The organism is Tannerella serpentiformis (genome assembly GCF_003033925.1).
In the GTDB taxonomy this organism is placed as follows: Bacteria; Bacteroidota; Bacteroidia; order Bacteroidales; family Tannerellaceae; genus Tannerella; species Tannerella serpentiformis.
The window spans coordinates 1,927,249-1,946,421 of the sequence record NZ_CP028365.1; the positions used below are offsets into that span (position 1 = coordinate 1,927,249).

Below are 19,173 nucleotides of genomic sequence, written 5' to 3' on the forward strand. Positions count from 1 at the left end.
ACCTACCTTATAGGGTAGTGGTGACAAACCTTGGGATGTGTTTTGGTTTGATTTGGGCGCATGAACCCAATCACTTTGGGTCTATATCCCCAATCACTTTGGATGCATAAACCCAATCTATTTGGGTTTATAGTTCTAATCATTTTGGACTTATAGGTCCAATCAAATTGGACTCGTCTACCCGCTCCTACTGGTAGGTGTGCATGCACTTTGCGTTAACGACGGCCCACCTTAGAACGTCCAGCGTAGCATGGCATAGAGGTCCGTGCGATTGCGCCCGCGGATGGTTTCGAGGCCTGAGCCGATGGAGTCGCCGGTGAAGAGGTGCGTCCAGCCGATTTTAGTTGAGAGGGTGAGCCGACGACCCGCGGGGCGCCAATAGAGCAGGCCGGAGAGGCGCAGTCCGCGGCCGTAGAGCGAGGGCGTGGCGAAGGTGTAGAGCAGGTTTTTCTCGTAGGAATAGAGTCGGGTGGCGAACCCATCCGTCAGGAAGAGGGCGGCGAAGAGTTCGGCGCGGACGGGCAGTCTTTGAGGGCGCCAACTGATGGCCTCGGAGAGCATGTGGCCGCGTGCGGTAGGGGCTCCGTCGGGCTGGTGAAGCGAGACGTCGAGGGCGGTGCGGAGCGCCCAAACGGTGTCGATTGTACAGGTGATTTGGGTGCGGAGTCGATGTCTGATGATGGGGCGAAGGGCGATCTCATGTCCGCGAACGGCATCGCCTTCAGTGCGTTGGCTACGGAAACGGACGTAAGCCGCGATGATCTCGCGTGGATCGGTCCAATCGATTCGCAAGGCGTATTCGCTGCCGGTGGAGGGGAAGCAGACGCGGGGCTTCATCCAGGGGAAGCGGAAGAGGTCGGCATGACCCGTGAGCAACCAGCGTGGGGCGGGTGTGAAGGTGAGGCCGAGGTAGAGCCCCTCTTCGTTGCGGACGCGGGCCGTGCGCGCGAAGGCAGAGGCAAAAAGGGCGTGGTAGCGGGGCGAATAGTTGCGGTAGAGTAGGGTGGCGATGATCTCGGAGCTGGGTGTCCATTGCAGGGCGGCGAGTGTGGCCGTGGCGCCAGAGGCGGTGGAAAGGGCCGTCTCACCGAAGAGCTTCAGACGGTCGTTCTTGATCATGTAGTCAAGGCCAAGGTCGACGTTGCTGCGGCCGCGGAAGTCGTAGTGGTTGTAAGGTTTAGGTGGTGGATCGACGCGTTGGCCACCGAAATCGTAGGCCAAGGCTGTAAGTCCGATGTGCATGCGGGAGCGGGCATAGCGCAGGTTGCCGCCGATGGCACGCAGGCTGACCGTGTGTCGGGTGAGGCGTTCGTTGCGGGTACGGTGCAGGCCGTTGATCTTGAGAGAGGTGATGGTGGTGCCGTCTGTCGTGGCGTCCACTTTGCGGCTCGACCCGAAGAGGCTCAGCTGCCAGTCCGAAAGTGTGAGGGTGGCAGCAAGACCGCGGAAGAACTGCTGTTCGTCGGTGGAATAATGGCGGCGGAAACCGTTGTTGCGATACTCGGGTTCGGCGGCGAGTGTGCCACGGGCGGGCGCATAGTCATGACTTACGACGAGCCCTTGCCCAAAGGTGGCCTTGAAGTCGCCCACAGCGAGGGTGCGCAGGTGCCCGAAATCTTTCAGGACGAGGTGAGCCGAATAGTAGTCGTAGCCCTTATGAGTCGCATTAGCAAAGGGCTCTCCGGCATCTTTCTCTGCCGCAAAGCCCGCTTGCAGACGGTCGTCGAAGGTGTAGACGTATCGGATGGCGTGGCCGAAGGGCTCGCCGAGGTAGCGGCGGGAGGTGCTGTCCGGAGCAGGGGAGTAGCCGCGCTTTCGTTCCACAGTCTGGTTGTATTTCACGATCCATTCGCTGGCGCCGTGGTGTAGCAGATTAGCAAGGGTGATAGCCGGGCGTTCGGGGCCATGTCTGTTTACGCAAACGAAGGGGGCGACGCGTCGGAGTGTGATCCAGTCGAGGACGTCGATGGTTCTCAGTTCGTAGACGGTGAGGAAGTAGTGGTGCCGCTGGCGGTAGGAGAGGATGGAGTCGACTTGTGCGTCGGAGAGGAAGGGAAGCTGGTGAAGGTCGTAAGTGGTGGCTGTGTTGAGGTCGATCGGATGTTCAGCCAGGTGGGAGAGGTCGGTGTAGAGTGCTTCAAGTCGCTTTTCGTCGAACTCATCGTCAGTGTATTCGGAAAGTTCACGCAGCTGCTCCATCCAATCGTCCGTCGGGTGGGTGTCCTGCGACCTGACGACGTTGCTTGCCACAACGAGTAAAAGCAGGACGACGAATAGGGGGCGGAGCATGGCATGTATAGATTCAGGTGTTGGTGGAATTTCAGGATGAGCTGGCCGATTTTACCGGACTCTCTCCTCGAAGATCTTGTTCCCTTCGAGCAATGCGCGGGTGTCTTCGAAGAATTGCGTGCAGGTTGCGCGTAGGTCAGCTGGTAGCGCGATGGAGTCAGCCGCAGACGGAGGAATAATCCGGTAGCCACCGGGACGACAGACCCATCCGGGCGTGTAGGCGGGAGCGATCCGGAGAGCACCATTGCGTTCTTTCTTAATGTCGAGCGTGACGATCAGTCCACCGTTCCGGTAACGCTCCTTCTGGTTCGAAACGAGGTTGCCGAGCGAATAGACGGTGACGCTGCGCACGACACCCTCATTGTCGCGCTTCGCTTCAATGGGTTGAATAACGTGTGGGTGACTACCGATGACAATCTCGGCGCCAAGTCGATGGCAGAGCGCGGCCAGTCGGCGCTGCTCGTCATTCGGTCGACGGGCATACTCTATGCCCCAATGGAAAAAGACGATCACGCAGTCGATGTGCTTACGGTTTACTTGCGATAGGTCTCTACGAATAGCATTCGTATCAATCAGGTTCACGATCATGCCTTTGGGTATCGGCATGCCATTCGTATCATAGGTATAGTTGAAGAGCGCAAACCGTAGCCCTCCAGCTTGGAACAACAGCGGATGTTCTCTGCGTATCCGACTACTGTCGACGAAGGCTCCCGTGTGTGCAATTCCGAGCGAATCGAAGCGTCGTGTCGTGTATTCGATTCCCGTACGACCGTTGTCACAGATATGATTATTCGCGAACATCACAGCGTCGATCCCTATGTCACACAGAGCGTCAGCCACAGCTCCCGGCGATCGGAACGTAGGGTAGCCGTGATAATCAGTTGTTGGAGTCAGAGTTGTCTCGAAGTTCAGGATGGCATAATCAGCCTGTTCGAAAAGTGGCTTGACGTAACGAAACGATTCGGAGTAATCAAAACGACCGTTTGGACGTTGGGCTGCTCTTACTTGCGGCATGTGCTGCATTAGGTCGCCCGCGAATACCAGTCTCGCCTCCCTGCGCACCGTGTCCGAAGCGCTTGAGTCGAGTTCACCCGATTGTCCCTCCCGCGGATGCATCGTGCATGCGATGCAAAATAGGAGAGCCACCGCGAGCCAGTAGAGGCGGTGGGGACGGGTGGCCGATCTGTGTATTACGCGTGCGATGCCTTTATTCATACCACGAGGCGTACATGTGATAGTTGCGAGCGATCTTCTGATTCATCTCTTTGGCCTGCTCTGGGTCTACTTTCTTTACAAATTTGGCAGGTACACCCGCATAAATACTCCACGGCTCAACTTGTGTGTGGCTCAATACAACAGATCCTGCGGCTATAATTGCCCCTTCGCCGATCACTGCGTGATCGAGCACTACGGACCCCATACCTACAAGGGCCCCTTTGCAGATCTTGGCTCCGTGGATAGTGACATTGTGTCCTACCGAGACATCATCCTCAATCTCTATGGTTGACTTTTGGTACAAGGTGTGCAACACTGATCCGTCCTGAATATTTACACCGTTTCCGATGCGGATAGAGTTTACGTCGCCACGTAATATCGTGCCAAACCAAACGCTACATCCTTCGCCAAGCACGACATCACCAATAATCGTCGCGTTGTCTGCGAGGAAAGTATCTCTCCCAATGCTGGGAGTAAATCCTCTTACCGATTTGATAAGCGCCATTGTTCTCTTCTTTGATGGGTTATGAATGAAATTAACGCCGACAAAAGTAGACAAAAGAAAGACAGCCATTTTGCGTGGGAGAGCATGGATGAAAATCCAACTGAAAGTTTTGCTGGGAATAAAATATCTCTACTTTTGCGCCTGATTTTTAGTATAAGTAGAAGAGAAACAGATACTGAGTAATTCTAAAAGCGATAATATATGATTGTAGTTCCGTTGAAAGAAGGAGAGAGCATCGAGCGAGCACTGAAGAGGTTCAAGAAGAAGTTTGAAAAGACTGGTGTTATTCGAGAACTGAGAAGTCGTCAGGCTTATACGAAGCCTTCGGTGGAAAAACGAAAGGAACGTATGCGTGCGGTCTACGTGCAGCACTTGCAGCAGGAAGAAGAGTAATTCCGCTTACACGAAGTGTCTTTCGTGTGTTTGTCACGATAGTAGGTGTATGGAGAGGTGATATGGAAGCATCTATCGCATCTTTTATAGACTATCTCCGATACGAGAGAGGGGCAAGTGCTGCTACGAGAGTTGCTTATAAAAATGACTTGCTTCGATTTGTGGCATATGTGCGTGGACACACGGAGAATGGCAAAGCAACCTTTGGGTCTGTCGATTCGGACTTAATACGTCTGTGGGTCGCATCATTGATGGATGGACATATGTCTCCAATATCAGTGAATCGAAAGCTGAGCGCATTAAGATCGTATTTTAAGTACTTGATGAAGCAGGGATTGGTCTTGAATAATCCGGCGTCTTTAGTTATTGCTCCCAAATTCTTCCGTCCGTTACCTCAGATCATAAAGGAAGATGAGTTGACAGAATTGCTTGATGGGAGTTGTTTTAAGGATGATTTTATAGGAATACGTGATCGACTAATGATGGAGCTCCTATATGAGACCGGACTTCGACGTCAAGAACTTGCTTTTTTGAAGTGCTCAGATATAGATCTAATGGCGATGGTGGTAAGGGTTTGTGGAAAGCGCAATAAGGAACGTCTAGTCCCTTTCTCGGAACGGTTGAAGGTGCAGATCGTTAGCTATCTACAAAAGAGAAGGTCTGTGCTGCAATGTGATAACACTCACTTTTTTGTTCGTAAGGATGGTCGTTCTGTCACTGGTGCAACAGTATACAATGTCGTGAAGAAATATGTCTCTAACAGGGGCTTGCGTACAAAGTGTGCTCCTCATATGCTGAGGCATTCTTTTGCGACGAGCTTATTGAATAACGGTGCAGAACTAAACGCTGTTAAAGAATTACTGGGACATAGTAGTTTAGCCTCAACTTCGATTTATACGCATATCACCTTTGATAAGTTGAAAGAAATGTATTGTGCTCATCCTAGGGCTAATAGATAAGGAGGTAATTATGGAAATTAGAATTCAGGCAATTCATTTTGACGTAACGGAACGCTTAGATGCGTTTATTCGGAAGAAAGTAGCTAAATTGAATCAGTACCATGATGGTATTTTGGATGCTGAAGTCATATTGCGAGTAGTCAAGCCGGAGACAGCGCGAAATAAGCAGGCCGGCATACGTTTACAGATTAAAAGCAATGACTGTTTCGCCGAAAAGGTAAGTGATACTTTTGAAGAAGCTGTTGACGAGGCTGTAGTTGCTTTGGAAAAGCAACTGATTAAAGCCAAAGAAAAGAGTAGATCCAAATAAAAAAGACCGGAGATTTGTTGCGTAACAAATTCATTCTAAATTTGCGGCCGTTTCGCGTGATAACGGAACGGCTCTTTTAAACTAGACTCGACCATTCATTGCTGAGTTTTCCATCCAGTGATGGCGATAGCTTCTTACGTGGGCTAGGTGTGAATGTGTCGTTTTCAAGAGGGTAATGCCTGTGTAGCTCAGCGGTAGAGCACTTCCTTGGTAAGGAAGAGGTCCCGAGTTCAAGTCTCGGCACCGGCTCAATATTAAAGATTAGAGAATTGAATGTATAAAGGCATTTGAGTTATGGCAAAAGAACATTTTAACAGGAGTAAACCGCATGTAAACATCGGTACGATTGGTCATGTTGACCACGGTAAGACGACTCTGACGGCTGCAATTACGAAAGTGTTGGCTGAGAAGGGTTTTTCTAGCGCAGAGGGCGTAAAGTCGTTTGATCAAATTGATAACGCCCCGGAAGAGAAGGAGAGAGGTATTACCATCAATACTTCGCATGTAGAGTATGAGACGGCCAATCGTCATTATGCCCATGTAGATTGTCCAGGTCACGCCGACTATGTGAAAAATATGGTTACTGGTGCTGCACAGATGGATGGTGCCATTATTGTAGTTGCTGCGACTGACGGTCCAATGCCTCAGACTCGTGAACATATTCTTTTGGCTCGTCAGGTGAATGTACCTAAGTTGGTTGTCTTCATGAATAAATGTGACATGGTAGACGACGAAGAGATGTTGGAACTTGTAGAAATGGAAATGCGCGAGTTGTTAAGTTTCTACAAGTTTGATGGTGATAATACGCCGATCATTCGTGGTTCTGCGTTGGGCGCTCTTAATGGCGATCCGAAGTGGGAGGAGAAGGTGCTGGAGCTTATGGAGGCTGTCGATACATGGATTCCGCTTCCTCCTCGCGATGTCGATAAACCTTTCTTGATGCCTGTGGAGGATGTTTTTTCGATTACAGGTCGTGGAACGGTAGCAACAGGTCGTATAGAAACGGGTATTGTCAAGACCGGGGATGAAGTTGAGATTATCGGCTTAGGTGCTGATGGTAAAAAATCCGTGGTTACAGGCGTTGAAATGTTCCGAAAGATATTAGACGAAGGTCAAGCGGGTGATAATGTTGGACTTTTACTCCGTGGTATCGACAAGAATGAGATTAAGCGTGGTATGGTACTTTGTCATCCAGGTCAGGTTAAGCCTCATTCTAAATTTAAGGCCGAGGTCTATATCTTGAAGAAAGAGGAAGGAGGTCGTCATACTCCATTCCATAATAAATATCGCCCTCAGTTCTATATCCGTACATTGGATGTGACTGGAGAGATAACATTACCGGCTGGTGTTGAGATGGTAATGCCGGGTGATAATGTTACGATTGAGGTTGAGTTAATCTATCCCGTAGCATGCAATGTGGGTCTGCGCTTTGCTATTCGTGAAGGTGGACGTACGGTGGGTGCAGGTCAGATAACGGAATTGTTAGATTAGGATTGGGTTAATTGCAGCCGATTTTCACTAACGGTGGGTCGGCTGCATATATACGGAAGTAACTCAGTTGGTAGAGTACCGGTCTCCAAAACCGGCTGTCGGGAGTTCGAGCCTCTCCTTCCGTGCAATAAATAGGATAATGAATGAAGAAGGTTATCTCATATATTAAAGACTCATATAACGAACTTGTATATAAAGTATCTTGGCCGACGAGGTCGGAGCTTTCGAGTAGTGCTGTTGTTGTTATGTTCGCTTCCCTTATCATAGCAGTACTAATTGGAGTTGTTGACTTTGGATTTGAGGCTGTGATGAATTTCATCTATAGCTTATAATGGTTATAATGCCGGATTCTCAGCAAAAATTTTATGTTCTCAGAGCTATTAGTGGCAAGGAGAACAAGGTACGTGAATATCTGGAGGCCGAAATCAAGAATTCGGACTTGGGTAATTATGTTTCCCAAGTTTTGATTCCTACTGAAAAAACTTTCGTTGTAAGAAACGGCAAGAAAGTGATGAAGGAGCGGGCATATTTACCTGGATATGTTTTGGTAGAGGCTAATTTGGTTGGAGAGGTTATTCATCGCTTACGTGAGATTCCTAACGTTATCGGTTTTTTAGGGGGAGAAGGGCAACCAGTGCCGTTGCGCCCATCTGAAGTAAGCCGAGTGTTAGGCACTTTGGATGAACTACAAGAGCAGCCAGAGGAAATGGAGATTCAGTATTTTGTGGGAGAAACCGTCAAGGTGATTTCCGGTCCATTTAATGGTTTTAGCGGCCTAGTCGAAGAAGTCAACGCTGAGAAGAAGAAGCTCAAGGTAATAGTTAAGATTTTTGGGCGCAAGATGCCTCTTGAGTTAAGTTATGTGCAGGTGGAGAAAGAATAGCCATTGGTTACGGATGGCGGATCTTTATTCTATGAGATAATTCGTGAATTGTTTTAGGTAAGAAAGATGGCGAAAGAAATTGCTGGACAAATTAAATTGCAGATTAAGGGAGGGGCGGCTAATCCTTCTCCCCCCGTTGGACCCGCATTGGGTTCTAAGGGTATTAATATAATGGAGTTCTGCAAGCAATTCAATGCCAGAACTCAGGATAAAGCCGGAAAAGTTCTTCCCGTAGTAATTACTTATTATGCGGATAAGACCTTTGATTTTATAGTAAAGACTCCTCCTGTTGCGGTTCAGCTATTAGAGGCTACTAAGCAAAAGGGAGGATCTTCTGAACCTAATCGTAAGAAGGTGGCTCAGATTACTTGGGAAACAGTACGGAAAATCGCTGAGGATAAGCTGGTAGATTTGAATTGCTTTACTGTTGAGTCTGCTATGCGGATGGTAGCTGGAACTGCTCGAAGTATGGGCATTGCTGTAAGGGGCGCTTTCCCAACGACGAATCAATAAACTCAATTAAGAAGATGGGTAAAGTAACTAAGAAACGAAAGTTGGCTGAGAGCAAACTTGAAGCGGGAAGGTCGTATACACTGCAAGAAGCTTCGGTATTGGTGAAAGAAATTTCGATGACGAAGTTTGATGCATCTGTGGATATTGATGTCCGCCTTGGGATAGATCCTCGTAAGTCTAATCAAATGGTTCGTGGCGTTGTATCTCTTCCTCATGGAACTGGAAAAGAGACTAAGGTTTTAGCTTTATGTACGCCTGATAAAGAAGCTGAGGCTAAGGCTGCAGGTGCAGATTTTGTCGGATTAGATGATTACATCGAGAAGATTAAAGGTGGATGGACCGATGTCGATATTATCATTACGATGCCGTCCATCATGGGAAAAATTGGAGCTTTAGGAAGAATCTTAGGCCCTCGTGGTTTGATGCCTAATCCAAAAAGTGGTACTGTTACTAATGATGTAGGTAGTGCCGTTAAAGAGGTTAAGCAAGGTAAGATTGATTTTAAAGTTGACAAGGCCGGTATCGTTCATACTTCCATTGGAAAAGTCTCGTTTAATCCAGAGCAGATTAGTGGAAATGCGAAGGAGTTTATTTCCACATTGGTTAAGTTGAAACCTACGGCTGCAAAAGGTACCTATATCAAGAGTATATATCTTTCTAGTACCATGAGTCCGGGTATTAGGGTTGAACCGAAATCTGTTGATGAGTAATACATGTAAGTACGATGAAGAAGGAAGATAAGAGCATTGTTATAGGACAATTGACTGAGACACTGAAGGAGTATGACAACTTCTATTTGACAGATATTGAGGCATTGAATGCTGAGAAGACAAGTGCGCTGAGAAGATTGTGCTTTAAAGAGAATGTGAAGTTAGTCGTTGTTAAAAACACCTTGTTTAAGAGGGCTCTAGAGAATATGGATGTTGATTATTCAGCATTATATTCGACGCTAAAGGGGAATACCGCTGTCATGTTCTCTAACGTGGTGAATACTCCGGCTAGGTTAATTAAAGACTTTACTAAGGGTACGAAAGGTGAGGGAAAACCTCAGTTGAAGGCCGCATATGTACAGGAAAGTTTTTATGTAGGAGTTGAACATCTTGACACGTTAGCAAGTCTGAAGAGCCGAGAGGAAATGTTGGGAGATGTGATCGGCTTGTTGCAATCGCCGATAAAGAATCTGATCTCGGCATTGCAGTCCTCTTCTGGACACGTTATACATGGTGTTTTACAAACTCTCGAGAAGAGATAGAAAATATTAATACAGAATAATAATCGATTAAATCATAAGAAAATGGCAGATTTGAAAGCTTTAGCAGAGCAATTAGTGAACCTCACCGTAAAGGAAGTTAGCGAACTGACGACGATATTGAAAGACGAATATGGCATCGAGCCCGCAGCTGCTGCTGTAGCTGTTGCTGCAGGACCGGCTGAAGGTGCTGCAGCTGTTGAAGAGAAGACCTCGTTTGACGTGGTATTGAAGGCTGCAGGTGCTAATAAGTTGGCTGTCGTTAAATTGGTGAAGGAACTTACCGGTCTGGGCTTGAAGGAAGCTAAGGACTTGGTTGATGGTGCTCCCAATAATGTAAAGGAAGGTGCAGCGAAAGCCGAGGCTGAAGATTTGAAGAAGAGGTTAGAAGAGGCTGGGGCTGAAGTTGAGCTTAAATAGTCTCTATCTCCTGTTTATCAGGTAATATGGTTAAGTCTCCCCTATGTGTGGGGATACTTAACCTTTTTGTGTCTATCTCATAAGTTCAGAATAAACTCGTTCAATAGAAGATGTCTTCAACAGCCCAAGTCCAGAGAATAAATTTCGCTTCGATAAAAAAGTTTCTACCCTATCCGGACTTTCTCGAAGTACAGTTAAAGTCGTTCCAAGACTTTTTGCAACTCGATACGCCTCCAGAGAGGAGGAAGAAGGAAGGGTTGTATAAAGTGTTTTCTGAGAACTTCCCCATAGCGGATACGCGAAATAATTTCGTGTTGGAGTTCTTGGATTATTATGTAGATCCGCCTCGTTATTCGATTGACGAATGCATTGCACGTGGACTGACGTATAGCGTCCCTCTAAAGGCAAAACTGAAATTGTATTGTACGGATCCGGAGCATGAAGATTTTGATACGGTCATTCAGGACGTTTATTTAGGGCCGATTCCGTATATGACGGAGCGGGGAACGTTTGTTATTAATGGTGCAGAACGAGTGGTCGTTTCTCAGTTACATCGTTCGCCAGGCGTCTTTTTTGGTCAGAGTGTTCACGCTAATGGGACGAAACTCTATTCAGCTCGAATTATCCCATTCAAGGGCTCATGGATTGAATTTGCTACAGACATTAATAATGTCATGTATGCCTACATCGATCGAAAGAAGAAACTGCCTGTTACGACTTTACTTCGCGCCATAGGCTACGAGAGCGATAAAGACATCTTGGAGATATTCCATTTGGCCGAAGAGGTGAAGGTGTCTAAGGCCAATCTGAAGAAATTTATCGGGCGCAAATTGGCGGCTCGTGTGTTGAAGACTTGGGTTGAGGACTTTGTGGATGAAGACACAGGTGAGGTGGTTTCGATAGAGCGAAACGATGTAGTGATTGACCGTGAGGCTGAGCTGGATGAGGACAACATCAACACCATCGTGGATTCGGGTGCACAGTATGTGTTGCTCCATCGTGGAGACCAAAATCTGTCAGACTACGCGATCATCTACAATACGCTGCAAAAGGATCCGAGTAATTCGGAGAAGGAAGCTGTGTTGTACATCTATCGTCAGTTGCGTAATGCTGATCCGGCGGATGAGGCAAGTGCCAGAGAGGTCATTACGAATCTGTTCTTTTCCGAGAAACGCTATGATTTGGGCGATGTGGGGCGCTTCCGGATCAATCGCAAATTGAATTTGTCGACAGCGGTGGACACAAAGGTGTTGACGAAGGAGGACATCATCGAAATCATCAAATACCTCATCGAGCTGATCAACTCCAAGGCGGTTGTTGATGATATTGACCACTTGAGTAATCGTCGTGTGCGTACGGTGGGTGAGCAGCTGTACAATCAATTTGGTGTCGGGTTGGCACGTATGGCGCGTACAGTGCGCGAACGAATGAACGTACGCGATAATGAGGTCTTTACTCCGATTGACCTGATCAATGCTAAGACGATCTCGTCTGTCGTCAATTCGTTCTTCGGAACGAACGCTTTGTCGCAGTTTATGGATCAGACGAATCCGTTGGCTGAGATTACGCATAAGCGCCGTTTGTCTGCTCTGGGACCGGGTGGATTGTCGCGTGAACGCGCCGGATTCGAGGTTCGCGACGTGCACTATACGCACTATGGCCGTCTGTGCCCCATCGAGACACCAGAAGGTCCGAACATCGGACTGATCTCGTCGCTGTGTGTGTATGCCAAGATCAATGACCTCGGATTCATCGCTACACCTTATCGAAAGGTTGAGGACGGAAAGGTGGACTTCTCGGAAGACGCCATAACCTATTACACCGCAGAGGAAGAGGAGAACAAGATCGTAGCACAAGGGAATACGCCGCTGGATGACGACGGTCACTTTTTGCTCGACCGCGTTAAGGCGCGCTATGAAGCAGACTTCCCTGTAGTGGAGCCGGATAAGGTGAGTCTGATGGACGTCTCTCCGACACAGATCGCATCGATTGCTGCTGGACTGATCCCCTTCTTGGAACATGACGACGCGAACCGAGCGCTGATGGGATCGAACATGATGCGCCAGGCTGTGCCGTTGATCCGCACCGATGCGCCGATCGTGGGAACGGGTATTGAGGGACAGGTGGCACGCGACTCGCGAACGCAGGTGATTGCCGAAAGAGAGGGCGAGATTGTGTTCGTAGATGCGACCTGCATAAAGATCAAATACGACCGGACTGAGGAAGAAGAATTCATCAGTTTCGAGGATGCAATTAAGACTTACAACATCCCCAAGTGGCGGAAGACGAACCAGAGTACGACGGTCGATTTGCGGCCCATTTGTCATCCTGGACAACGAGTGAAGAAGGGTGACATTCTGACAGAAGGCTACTCCACGCAGAATGGCGAATTGGCGCTGGGACGGAACGTGAAAGTGGCTTACATGCCGTGGAAGGGATACAACTATGAGGACGCCGTGGTGCTGAACGAACGCATGGTTCGGGAGGACTTCTTCACCTCGGTGCATGTGGACGAATACATCCTCGAGGTGCGTGAAACGAAGCGCGGTATGGAGGAGTTGACCTCCGATATTCCGAACGTCAGCGAGGATGCAATTAAGGACTTAGATGAACGCGGCATTATCCGCGTCGGTGCGCACGTGAAGCCGGGTGACATCCTGATCGGGAAGATCACGCCGAAGGGAGAGTCGGATCCGACACCGGAGGAGAAGCTGCTGCGCGCCATCTTCGGCGATAAGGCGGGCGACGTGAAGGACGCTTCGCTGAAGGCTACACCGTCATTACGAGGCGTGGTGATTCGGACGAACCTCTTCTCGAAGATGGTGAAAAAGCGCGCCTCGTCACGCTTGGCTGACAAGGCTATACTGCCCAAGATCGACGAGGAATATGAGGAGAAATTGGCGCAGCTGAAGACCTCGCTGGTCGATAAACTGCAATCGCTGACGAACGGAAAGACCTCGCAGGGCGTGAAGGACTATCTGAATACGGAGGTCATACCCCGCGGTGTGAAGTTCTCGCGCAAGATGCTCGAGGAGCTGGACTACAACGCGATCCAAGTCAGCAAGTGGACAACGGATGCAGCCAAAAACGAGCTAATCAAGCAGCTGATCGTGAATTACCTCAAGAAATACAAGGAGCTGGATTCGGAGCTTAGGCGAAAGAAGTTCGACCTCACCGTGGGCGACGAGCTGCCGACCGGCATTGTGCAGATTGCGAAGGTCTACATCGCCAAGAAACGTAAGATCCAGGTGGGTGACAAAATGGCCGGTCGTCACGGAAATAAGGGTATCGTGTCGAAGATTGTGCGCCAAGAGGACATGCCTTTCCTCGAGGATGGTACACCGGTGGACATCTGTCTCAACCCGCTGGGTGTGCCTTCGCGAATGAACCTCGGGCAGATCTTCGAGGCCGTCCTCGGATGGGCTGGAAAGACGCTCGACGTGAAGTTTGCTACACCGATTTTCGACGGCGCTTCGATCGACGACTTGAACGAATGGACGGACAAAGCAGGCATTCCTCGCTATGGCAAGACGTATCTCTACGATGGCGGCACGGGCGAACGCTTCGACCAGCCAGCCACCGTGGGCGTGACGTACTTCCTCAAGCTCGGCCACATGGTGGACGACAAGATGCACGCTCGCTCCATCGGACCGTACTCTCTGATCACACAGCAGCCACTCGGCGGTAAAGCCCAGTTCGGTGGACAGCGCTTCGGAGAGATGGAGGTCTGGGCCATCGAGGCCTTTGGCGCTGCGCACATCTTGCAGGAGATTTTGACCGTGAAGTCGGACGATGTCGTGGGCCGCTCGAAAGCCTACGAGGCCATCGTGAAAGGCGACAACATGCCGACACCGGGCATTCCGGAGTCGCTCAACGTGTTGCTCCATGAACTCAAAGGGCTCTGCTTGAGCCTCACATTAGATTAAAGATACAGCGCATGAATCAGGGCGGAAGAGAGGGCACACCCCTCGCTTTCCCTTGTTCATAGGGACGAATAGCAGGGGGCACAGCAGACTCCTGCAATCTGCGGGAGATGTTCGCCAACTGACGGTGATCCCCTGCAATCTGCGGGAGATGTTCGCCAACCGACGGTTGATCTCCTGCAACTTGCGGGAGATGTTCGCCAACCGACGGTGATCTCCTGCAACTTGCGGGAGATGTTCGCCAACTGACGGTGATCTCCTGCAACTTGCGGGAGATGTTCGCCAACCGACGGTGATCTCCTGCAATCTGCGGGAGATGTTCGTACACCTACGGAAGGTCTCCTGCAATCTGCGGGAGATGTTCGTACACCTACGGAAGGTCTCCTGCAATCTGCGGGAGATGTTCGTACACCTACGGAAGGTCTCCTGCAACTTGCGGGAGATGTTCGTAGACCTACAGTGATCCCCTGCAACTTGCAGGAGATGTTCGTAGACCTACGGAAGGCCCAAACACTCGAGGAAATTCAGTTTCACCCCATTTCATGCGACCCATCGCGATACAAATACGACTATATAATAGAAGAGGATTATGGCTTTTAGGAGAGAGAATAAGATAAAGACGGATTTCACGAAGATCACGATCGGACTGGCTTCACCGGAGGAGATTTTGGAGAACTCCTACGGTGAGATTCTCAAGCCCGAGACGATCAATTACCGCACGTACAAGCCCGAACGCGACGGACTGTTCTGCGAGCGCATCTTCGGTCCGGTGAAGAACTACGAATGCTATTGCGGAAAATACAAACGCATCCGCTACAAAGGCATCGTCTGCGACCGTTGCGGGGTCGAGGTGACGGAAAAGAAGGTGCGGCGAGAGCGTTCGGGACATATACAGCTCGTCGTTCCCGTGGCTCACATTTGGTATTTCCGCTCATTGCCCAACAAGATCGGCTATCTGCTTGGCCTGCCAACCAAGAAGCTGGATTCGATCATCTACTATGAGCGTTACGTAGTTATCCAGACCGGTGAGGCTGAAAATGTGAATGATATGGACCTCCTCTCCGAAGAGGAATACCTGAACATCCTCGACACCCTGCCGAAGGAAAACCAAATGCTCGAGGATACGGACCCGAACAAGTTCATCGCCAAGATCGGCGCCGAGGCGATCTATGACCTCTTGACGCGCATCGATCTCGACACCCTCTCTTACGACCTGCGCCACCACGCCATGACCGACACCTCGCAACAGCGCAAGAACGAAGCCCTGAAGCGCCTGCAGGTGGTCGAGGCTTTCCGTGCGTCAAAGGGGCGCAACCGTCCGGAGTGGATGATCATCAAAGTCGTGCCCGTCATTCCGCCCGAGCTGCGTCCGCTCGTTCCGCTCGATGGTGGACGCTTCGCCACCTCTGACTTGAACGACCTCTATCGTCGTGTCATCATCCGCAACAACCGTCTCAAACGGCTCATCGACATCCGCGCCCCGGAAGTCATTCTCCGCAACGAGAAGCGCATGCTCCAAGAGGCCGTCGATTCGCTCTTCGACAACTCGCGTAAGTCGAGCGCCGTCAAGACGGACGCCAACCGCCTCCTCAAATCTCTCTCCGATAGTCTGAAGGGTAAGCAGGGACGCTTCCGCCAGAACTTGCTCGGTAAACGTGTCGACTACTCCGCACGCTCCGTCATCGTCGTTGGCCCCGAGCTGAAGATGCACGAATGCGGTCTGCCCAAGGATATGGCCGCCGAACTCTATAAGCCGTTCATCATCCGTAAGCTCATCGAGCGTGGCATCGTGAAGACGGTCAAGTCGGCCAAGAAGATCGTCGACCGCAAAGAGCCCGTCGTGTGGGACATCCTTGAATACGTCATGAAGGGTCATCCCGTGCTCCTCAACCGTGCTCCGACGCTTCACCGCCTCGGTATCCAGGCCTTCCAGCCGAAGATGATCGAGGGGAAAGCCATTCAGCTCCACCCCTTGGCCTGTACCGCTTTCAACGCCGACTTCGACGGTGACCAGATGGCTGTCCATCTGCCGCTGGGCAACGAGGCCGTGCTCGAAGCGCAGATGCTCATGCTCGCTTCGCATAACATCCTCAACCCTGCCAACGGCGCCCCCATCACCGTGCCCTCGCAAGACATGGTGCTCGGACTCTATTACATCACCAAGCTCCGTAAAGGCACCCGCGGCGAAGGGCTCATCTTCTACGGGCCCGAGGAGGCACGCATCGCTTACAACGAAAAGAAGCTCGACATCCACGCCCCGATCAAGGTCTATGTCAACGACCGCGACGCCGAAGGAAACCCCGTCCGTCACATGGTCGAGACCTCCGTGGGCCGACTCATGGTCAACGAGTTCGTACCCGAAGAAGTGGGTTACGTCAATGAGGTTTGGGGTAAGAAAGCTCTGCGCGACATCATCGGCAACGTGATCAAGACCTGCGGCGTGGCCCGTACGGCACAGTTCCTCGACGACATCAAGAACCTCGGTTATTACATGGCCTTCAAGGGTGGCCTGTCGTTCAACCTAGCCGACGTGCTTATCCCGCCCGAAAAGGACAGCATCGTCAAGGAGGGATACGACGAAGTGGAGCAGATCACGTCCAACTACAACATGGGCTTCATCACCAACAACGAGCGTTACAACCAGATCATCGACACTTGGACGCACGTCAACAGTAAGCTCTCCAAGACGCTCATCGATCAGCTCAGTTCGGACAACGACGGCTTCAACTCCATCTACATGATGATGGATTCCGGTGCTCGTGGATCGAAAGAGCAGATCCGTCAGCTTTCGGGCATGCGTGGTCTGATGGCCAAGCCGCAGAAGAGCGGTAGCGACGGCGGTCAGATCATCGAGAACCCGATCCTTTCGAACTTCAAAGAGGGACTCTCCGTGTTGGAGTACTTCATCTCCACCCACGGTGCCCGAAAAGGTTTGGCCGACACTGCCCTCAAGACAGCCGACGCCGGATACCTGACGCGTCGACTTGTGGACGTCTCGCACGACGTGATCATCAACGAGGAAGACTGCGGTACGCTGCGCGGCCTCGTCTGCACGGAATTGAAGAACAATGAAGACGTCATCGCCTCGCTCTACGAACGTATCCTAGGCCGCGTATCTGTGCATGATGTCGTTCACCCGATCACGGGTAAAATCATCGTCCACTCGGGTGAAGAGATTCGCGAGAAGGAAGCCATGGAGATCCAGGAATCGCCGATCGAAAGTGTCGAGATTCGCTCCGTGCTTACGTGCGAATCGAAGAAGGGTGTCTGTGCCAAGTGCTACGGCCGCAATCTCTCTACGGGTCGCATGGTGCAGAAGGGTGAAGTGGTCGGCGTCATCGCCGCTCAGTCCATCGGTGAGCCGGGTACACAGCTTACACTGCGTACATTCCACGTCGGTGGTATCGCCTCGAACATCGCTACCGAAAACAGCCTCATCTCCAAGTACGACGGTGTGCTGGAGATCGATGAGCTGCGCGTGGTAGACTCTGAGAGCGATGGCTGCAAGATCGTAGTCAGCCGTCTGGCCGAATTGCGCATCGTAGACCCGAACACGAAGATTGTGTTGCATAACCACAACATCCCCTACGGTTCGAAGATCTTCTTCGACAACGGCGCCACTGTGAAGAAGGGCGACAAGATCATCGAATGGGACCCCTTCAATGCCGTTATCGTCTCCGAGGCCGCCGGACGGATCACGTTCGAAAGCATGGAAGAGAACATCACCTACAAGGTGGAAAGCGACGAAACCACGGGCTTGAAGGAGAAGATCATCATCGAGTCGAAAGACAAAACGAAGGTTCCCGTGGCGCACGTAGTCAGCGACGAGGGTACGACGCTTAAAAACTATGCGCTGCCGTTGGGTGCTCACGTGATCAAGGAGGATGGCGACCTGATCAAGACGGGCGAGGTGCTCGTAAAGATTCCGCGCGCCGTCGGTAAGACGGGCGACATCACCGGTGGTCTGCCGCGTGTCACGGAGCTCTTCGAGGCGCGTAACCCGTCCAACCCGGCCGTAGTGTCTGAAATCGACGGTGAGGTCAGCTTCGGTAAGATCAAGCGAGGCAATCGCGAAGTCATGGTCACCTCCAAGCTCGGCGAAACGAAGAAGTACATGGTGCCGCTCTCCAAGCAGCTTCTGGTGCAGGAAAACGACTATGTCCGCGCCGGTATGCCACTCTCTGACGGTGCCATCACCCCGTCCGATATTCTCTCCATCAAGGGCCCCACGGCCGTGCAAGAGTACATCGTCAACGAGGTGCAAGACGTCTATCGTTTGCAGGGCGTGAAGATCAACGACAAGCATTTCGAGGTGATCGTACGCCAGATGATGCGCAAGGTGGAGATTGCCGATGCGGGCGACACGCGTTTCCTCGAGCAACAGCTTGTCGATAAGATCGACGTCATGGAGGAGAATGATCGCATGTGGGGCAAGAAGGTGGTGACTGATCCGGGCGAGTCGGATACGCTCAACGCTGGACAGATCGTCACCGCGCGTAAGCTCCGCGACGAGAACAGTTCGCTCAAGCGCCGCGACAAAAAGCTCGTCGAGGCTCGTGACGCGAAACCAGCGACAACGATCCAGATCCTTCAGGGTATCACCCGCGCCGCACTTCAGACGTCCAGCTTCATGTCCGCCGCCTCCTTCCAGGAGACAACCAAGGTGCTCAACGAGGCCGCCATCAGCGGTAAGTCTGACCGTCTCGAGGGACTGAAGGAGAACGTCATCTGCGGACACTTGATCCCCGCCGGAACGGGCCGCCGCGAGTTCGATCGACTCATCGTTGGCGCCAAGGACGACTTCGATCGCATTGTTGCCGAACGCGAGCTGGCCGAGCTGGGCGAAACCCTTGAGACGCCTGCACCACGCAAGACGAAGAAGAAGAAAGCCGCCCCGGCGCCTGCCCCCGCACCTGTGGTCGAGTCCGAGACGGTCGTTCTGACCTCCGACGCTATCGTGGAGCCGTAAGCGCACACGTTACGAGTTACAGGCAGCCTATCCGGCGACTTGTAACTCGTAACT

Annotated in this window: 15 protein-coding genes, 2 tRNA genes and 1 pseudogene; 15 read left to right on the forward strand and 3 right to left on the reverse strand. The window is 51.2% G+C overall.

Annotation, left to right across the window (positions count from 1 at the left end; all coding sequences use genetic code 11):
• Nucleotides 1–231: 231 nt before the first annotated feature.
• The 3 genes from C7123_RS08080 to C7123_RS08090 all read right to left on the reverse strand — a co-directional run bounded on the left by C7123_RS08080 (nucleotide 232) and on the right by C7123_RS08090 (nucleotide 4,009).
• A complete protein-coding gene (locus C7123_RS08080) occupies nucleotides 232–2,289 on the reverse strand; it encodes a ComEA family DNA-binding protein (protein ID WP_069174689.1) in 2,058 nt (685 codons plus the stop codon).
• Between the two features lie 51 nt (nucleotides 2,290–2,340).
• Nucleotides 2,341–3,435, reverse strand: coding sequence for a CapA family protein (locus C7123_RS08085; protein WP_394365939.1), 1,095 nt, complete (start codon nucleotides 3,433–3,435; stop codon nucleotides 2,341–2,343).
• A 61-nt stretch (nucleotides 3,436–3,496) separates the two neighbouring features.
• Nucleotides 3,497–4,009, reverse strand: a complete 513-nt coding sequence (locus C7123_RS08090; protein ID WP_069176307.1) for a gamma carbonic anhydrase family protein — start codon at nucleotides 4,007–4,009, stop codon at nucleotides 3,497–3,499.
• Between the two features lie 21 nt (nucleotides 4,010–4,030).
• Between C7123_RS08090 and C7123_RS12940 the strand changes: the two genes are divergently transcribed.
• From C7123_RS12940 to rpoC, 15 genes and pseudogenes are all read left to right on the forward strand, one after another.
• Nucleotides 4,031–4,192: a hypothetical protein gene (locus tag C7123_RS12940; protein ID WP_159049873.1), complete on the forward strand. Its 162-nt coding sequence runs from the start codon at nucleotides 4,031–4,033 to the stop codon at nucleotides 4,190–4,192.
• 18 nt (nucleotides 4,193–4,210) lie between these two features.
• A complete protein-coding gene (gene rpsU, locus C7123_RS08095; RefSeq protein WP_037984481.1) occupies nucleotides 4,211–4,402 on the forward strand; it encodes a 30S ribosomal protein S21 in 192 nt (63 codons plus the stop codon).
• Between the two features lie 62 nt (nucleotides 4,403–4,464).
• On the forward strand, nucleotides 4,465–5,361 hold the full coding sequence (locus tag C7123_RS08100; RefSeq protein WP_069174690.1) for a tyrosine-type recombinase/integrase: 897 nt from the start codon (nucleotides 4,465–4,467) through the stop codon (nucleotides 5,359–5,361).
• A 10-nt stretch (nucleotides 5,362–5,371) separates the two neighbouring features.
• Nucleotides 5,372–5,671 (forward strand): ribosome hibernation-promoting factor, HPF/YfiA family, encoded by a 300-nt coding sequence (gene hpf, locus C7123_RS08105; protein WP_037998806.1) that lies wholly within the window; start codon nucleotides 5,372–5,374, stop codon nucleotides 5,669–5,671.
• Nucleotides 5,672–5,848: 177 nt separating this feature from the next.
• Nucleotides 5,849–5,920: transfer RNA gene (locus tag C7123_RS08110), tRNA-Thr, on the forward strand.
• 45 nt (nucleotides 5,921–5,965) lie between these two features.
• Entirely contained in the window at nucleotides 5,966–7,162 is a 1,197-nt protein-coding gene (tuf, locus tag C7123_RS08115) for an elongation factor Tu (RefSeq protein ID WP_037984105.1), read from the forward strand.
• 52 nt (nucleotides 7,163–7,214) lie between these two features.
• Nucleotides 7,215–7,287, forward strand: a tRNA-Trp gene (locus tag C7123_RS08120).
• A gap of 18 nt (nucleotides 7,288–7,305) precedes the next feature.
• Nucleotides 7,306–7,494, forward strand: a complete 189-nt coding sequence (gene secE, locus C7123_RS08125; protein WP_037984107.1) for a preprotein translocase subunit SecE — start codon at nucleotides 7,306–7,308, stop codon at nucleotides 7,492–7,494.
• A gap of 8 nt (nucleotides 7,495–7,502) precedes the next feature.
• Entirely contained in the window at nucleotides 7,503–8,045 is a 543-nt protein-coding gene (nusG, locus tag C7123_RS08130; RefSeq protein ID WP_037984173.1) for a transcription termination/antitermination protein NusG, read from the forward strand.
• A 66-nt stretch (nucleotides 8,046–8,111) separates the two neighbouring features.
• Complete coding sequence (gene rplK, locus C7123_RS08135; RefSeq protein WP_037984110.1) at nucleotides 8,112–8,558, forward strand: 50S ribosomal protein L11; 447 nt, start codon at nucleotides 8,112–8,114, stop codon at nucleotides 8,556–8,558.
• A 14-nt stretch (nucleotides 8,559–8,572) separates the two neighbouring features.
• Entirely contained in the window at nucleotides 8,573–9,268 is a 696-nt protein-coding gene (rplA, locus tag C7123_RS08140) for a 50S ribosomal protein L1 (protein WP_037984112.1), read from the forward strand.
• Between the two features lie 14 nt (nucleotides 9,269–9,282).
• A complete protein-coding gene (rplJ, locus tag C7123_RS08145; protein WP_037984115.1) occupies nucleotides 9,283–9,810 on the forward strand; it encodes a 50S ribosomal protein L10 in 528 nt (175 codons plus the stop codon).
• Nucleotides 9,811–9,852: 42 nt separating this feature from the next.
• The gene (rplL, locus tag C7123_RS08150) at nucleotides 9,853–10,227 is read left to right on the forward strand and encodes a 50S ribosomal protein L7/L12 (RefSeq protein ID WP_037984117.1); all 375 of its coding nucleotides are present in this window, start codon (nucleotides 9,853–9,855) and stop codon (nucleotides 10,225–10,227) included.
• Nucleotides 10,228–10,337: 110 nt separating this feature from the next.
• Nucleotides 10,338–14,153, forward strand: coding sequence for a DNA-directed RNA polymerase subunit beta (gene rpoB / locus C7123_RS08155; RefSeq protein ID WP_069174691.1), 3,816 nt, complete (start codon nucleotides 10,338–10,340; stop codon nucleotides 14,151–14,153).
• Between the two features lie 586 nt (nucleotides 14,154–14,739).
• Nucleotides 14,740–18,978, forward strand: a pseudogene (gene rpoC / locus C7123_RS08160) (DNA-directed RNA polymerase subunit beta'); the annotation flags it as partial.
• Nucleotides 18,979–19,173: the final 195 nt, after the last annotated feature.

Excerpts from the sequence above, each read along its gene's own strand:
- rplA (WP_037984112.1), top strand. The coding sequence starts at position 8,573 with ATGGGTAAAGTAACTAAGAAACGAAAGTTGGCTGAGAGCAAACTTGAA.
- C7123_RS12940 (WP_159049873.1), top strand. The coding sequence starts at position 4,031 with ATGAATGAAATTAACGCCGACAAAAGTAGACAAAAGAAAGACAGCCAT.
- C7123_RS08080 (WP_069174689.1), bottom strand. The coding sequence starts at position 2,289 with ATGCTCCGCCCCCTATTCGTCGTCCTGCTTTTACTCGTTGTGGCAAGC.
- rpsU (WP_037984481.1), top strand. The coding sequence starts at position 4,211 with ATGATTGTAGTTCCGTTGAAAGAAGGAGAGAGCATCGAGCGAGCACTG.
- rplJ (WP_037984115.1), top strand. The coding sequence starts at position 9,283 with ATGAAGAAGGAAGATAAGAGCATTGTTATAGGACAATTGACTGAGACA.
- tuf (WP_037984105.1), top strand. The coding sequence starts at position 5,966 with ATGGCAAAAGAACATTTTAACAGGAGTAAACCGCATGTAAACATCGGT.
- secE (WP_037984107.1), top strand. The coding sequence starts at position 7,306 with ATGAAGAAGGTTATCTCATATATTAAAGACTCATATAACGAACTTGTA.
- nusG (WP_037984173.1), top strand. The coding sequence starts at position 7,503 with ATGCCGGATTCTCAGCAAAAATTTTATGTTCTCAGAGCTATTAGTGGC.
- C7123_RS08090 (WP_069176307.1), bottom strand. The coding sequence starts at position 4,009 with ATGGCGCTTATCAAATCGGTAAGAGGATTTACTCCCAGCATTGGGAGA.
- rplL (WP_037984117.1), top strand. The coding sequence starts at position 9,853 with ATGGCAGATTTGAAAGCTTTAGCAGAGCAATTAGTGAACCTCACCGTA.
- rplK (WP_037984110.1), top strand. The coding sequence starts at position 8,112 with ATGGCGAAAGAAATTGCTGGACAAATTAAATTGCAGATTAAGGGAGGG.
- rpoB (WP_069174691.1), top strand. The coding sequence starts at position 10,338 with ATGTCTTCAACAGCCCAAGTCCAGAGAATAAATTTCGCTTCGATAAAA.
- hpf (WP_037998806.1), top strand. The coding sequence starts at position 5,372 with ATGGAAATTAGAATTCAGGCAATTCATTTTGACGTAACGGAACGCTTA.
- C7123_RS08100 (WP_069174690.1), top strand. The coding sequence starts at position 4,465 with ATGGAAGCATCTATCGCATCTTTTATAGACTATCTCCGATACGAGAGA.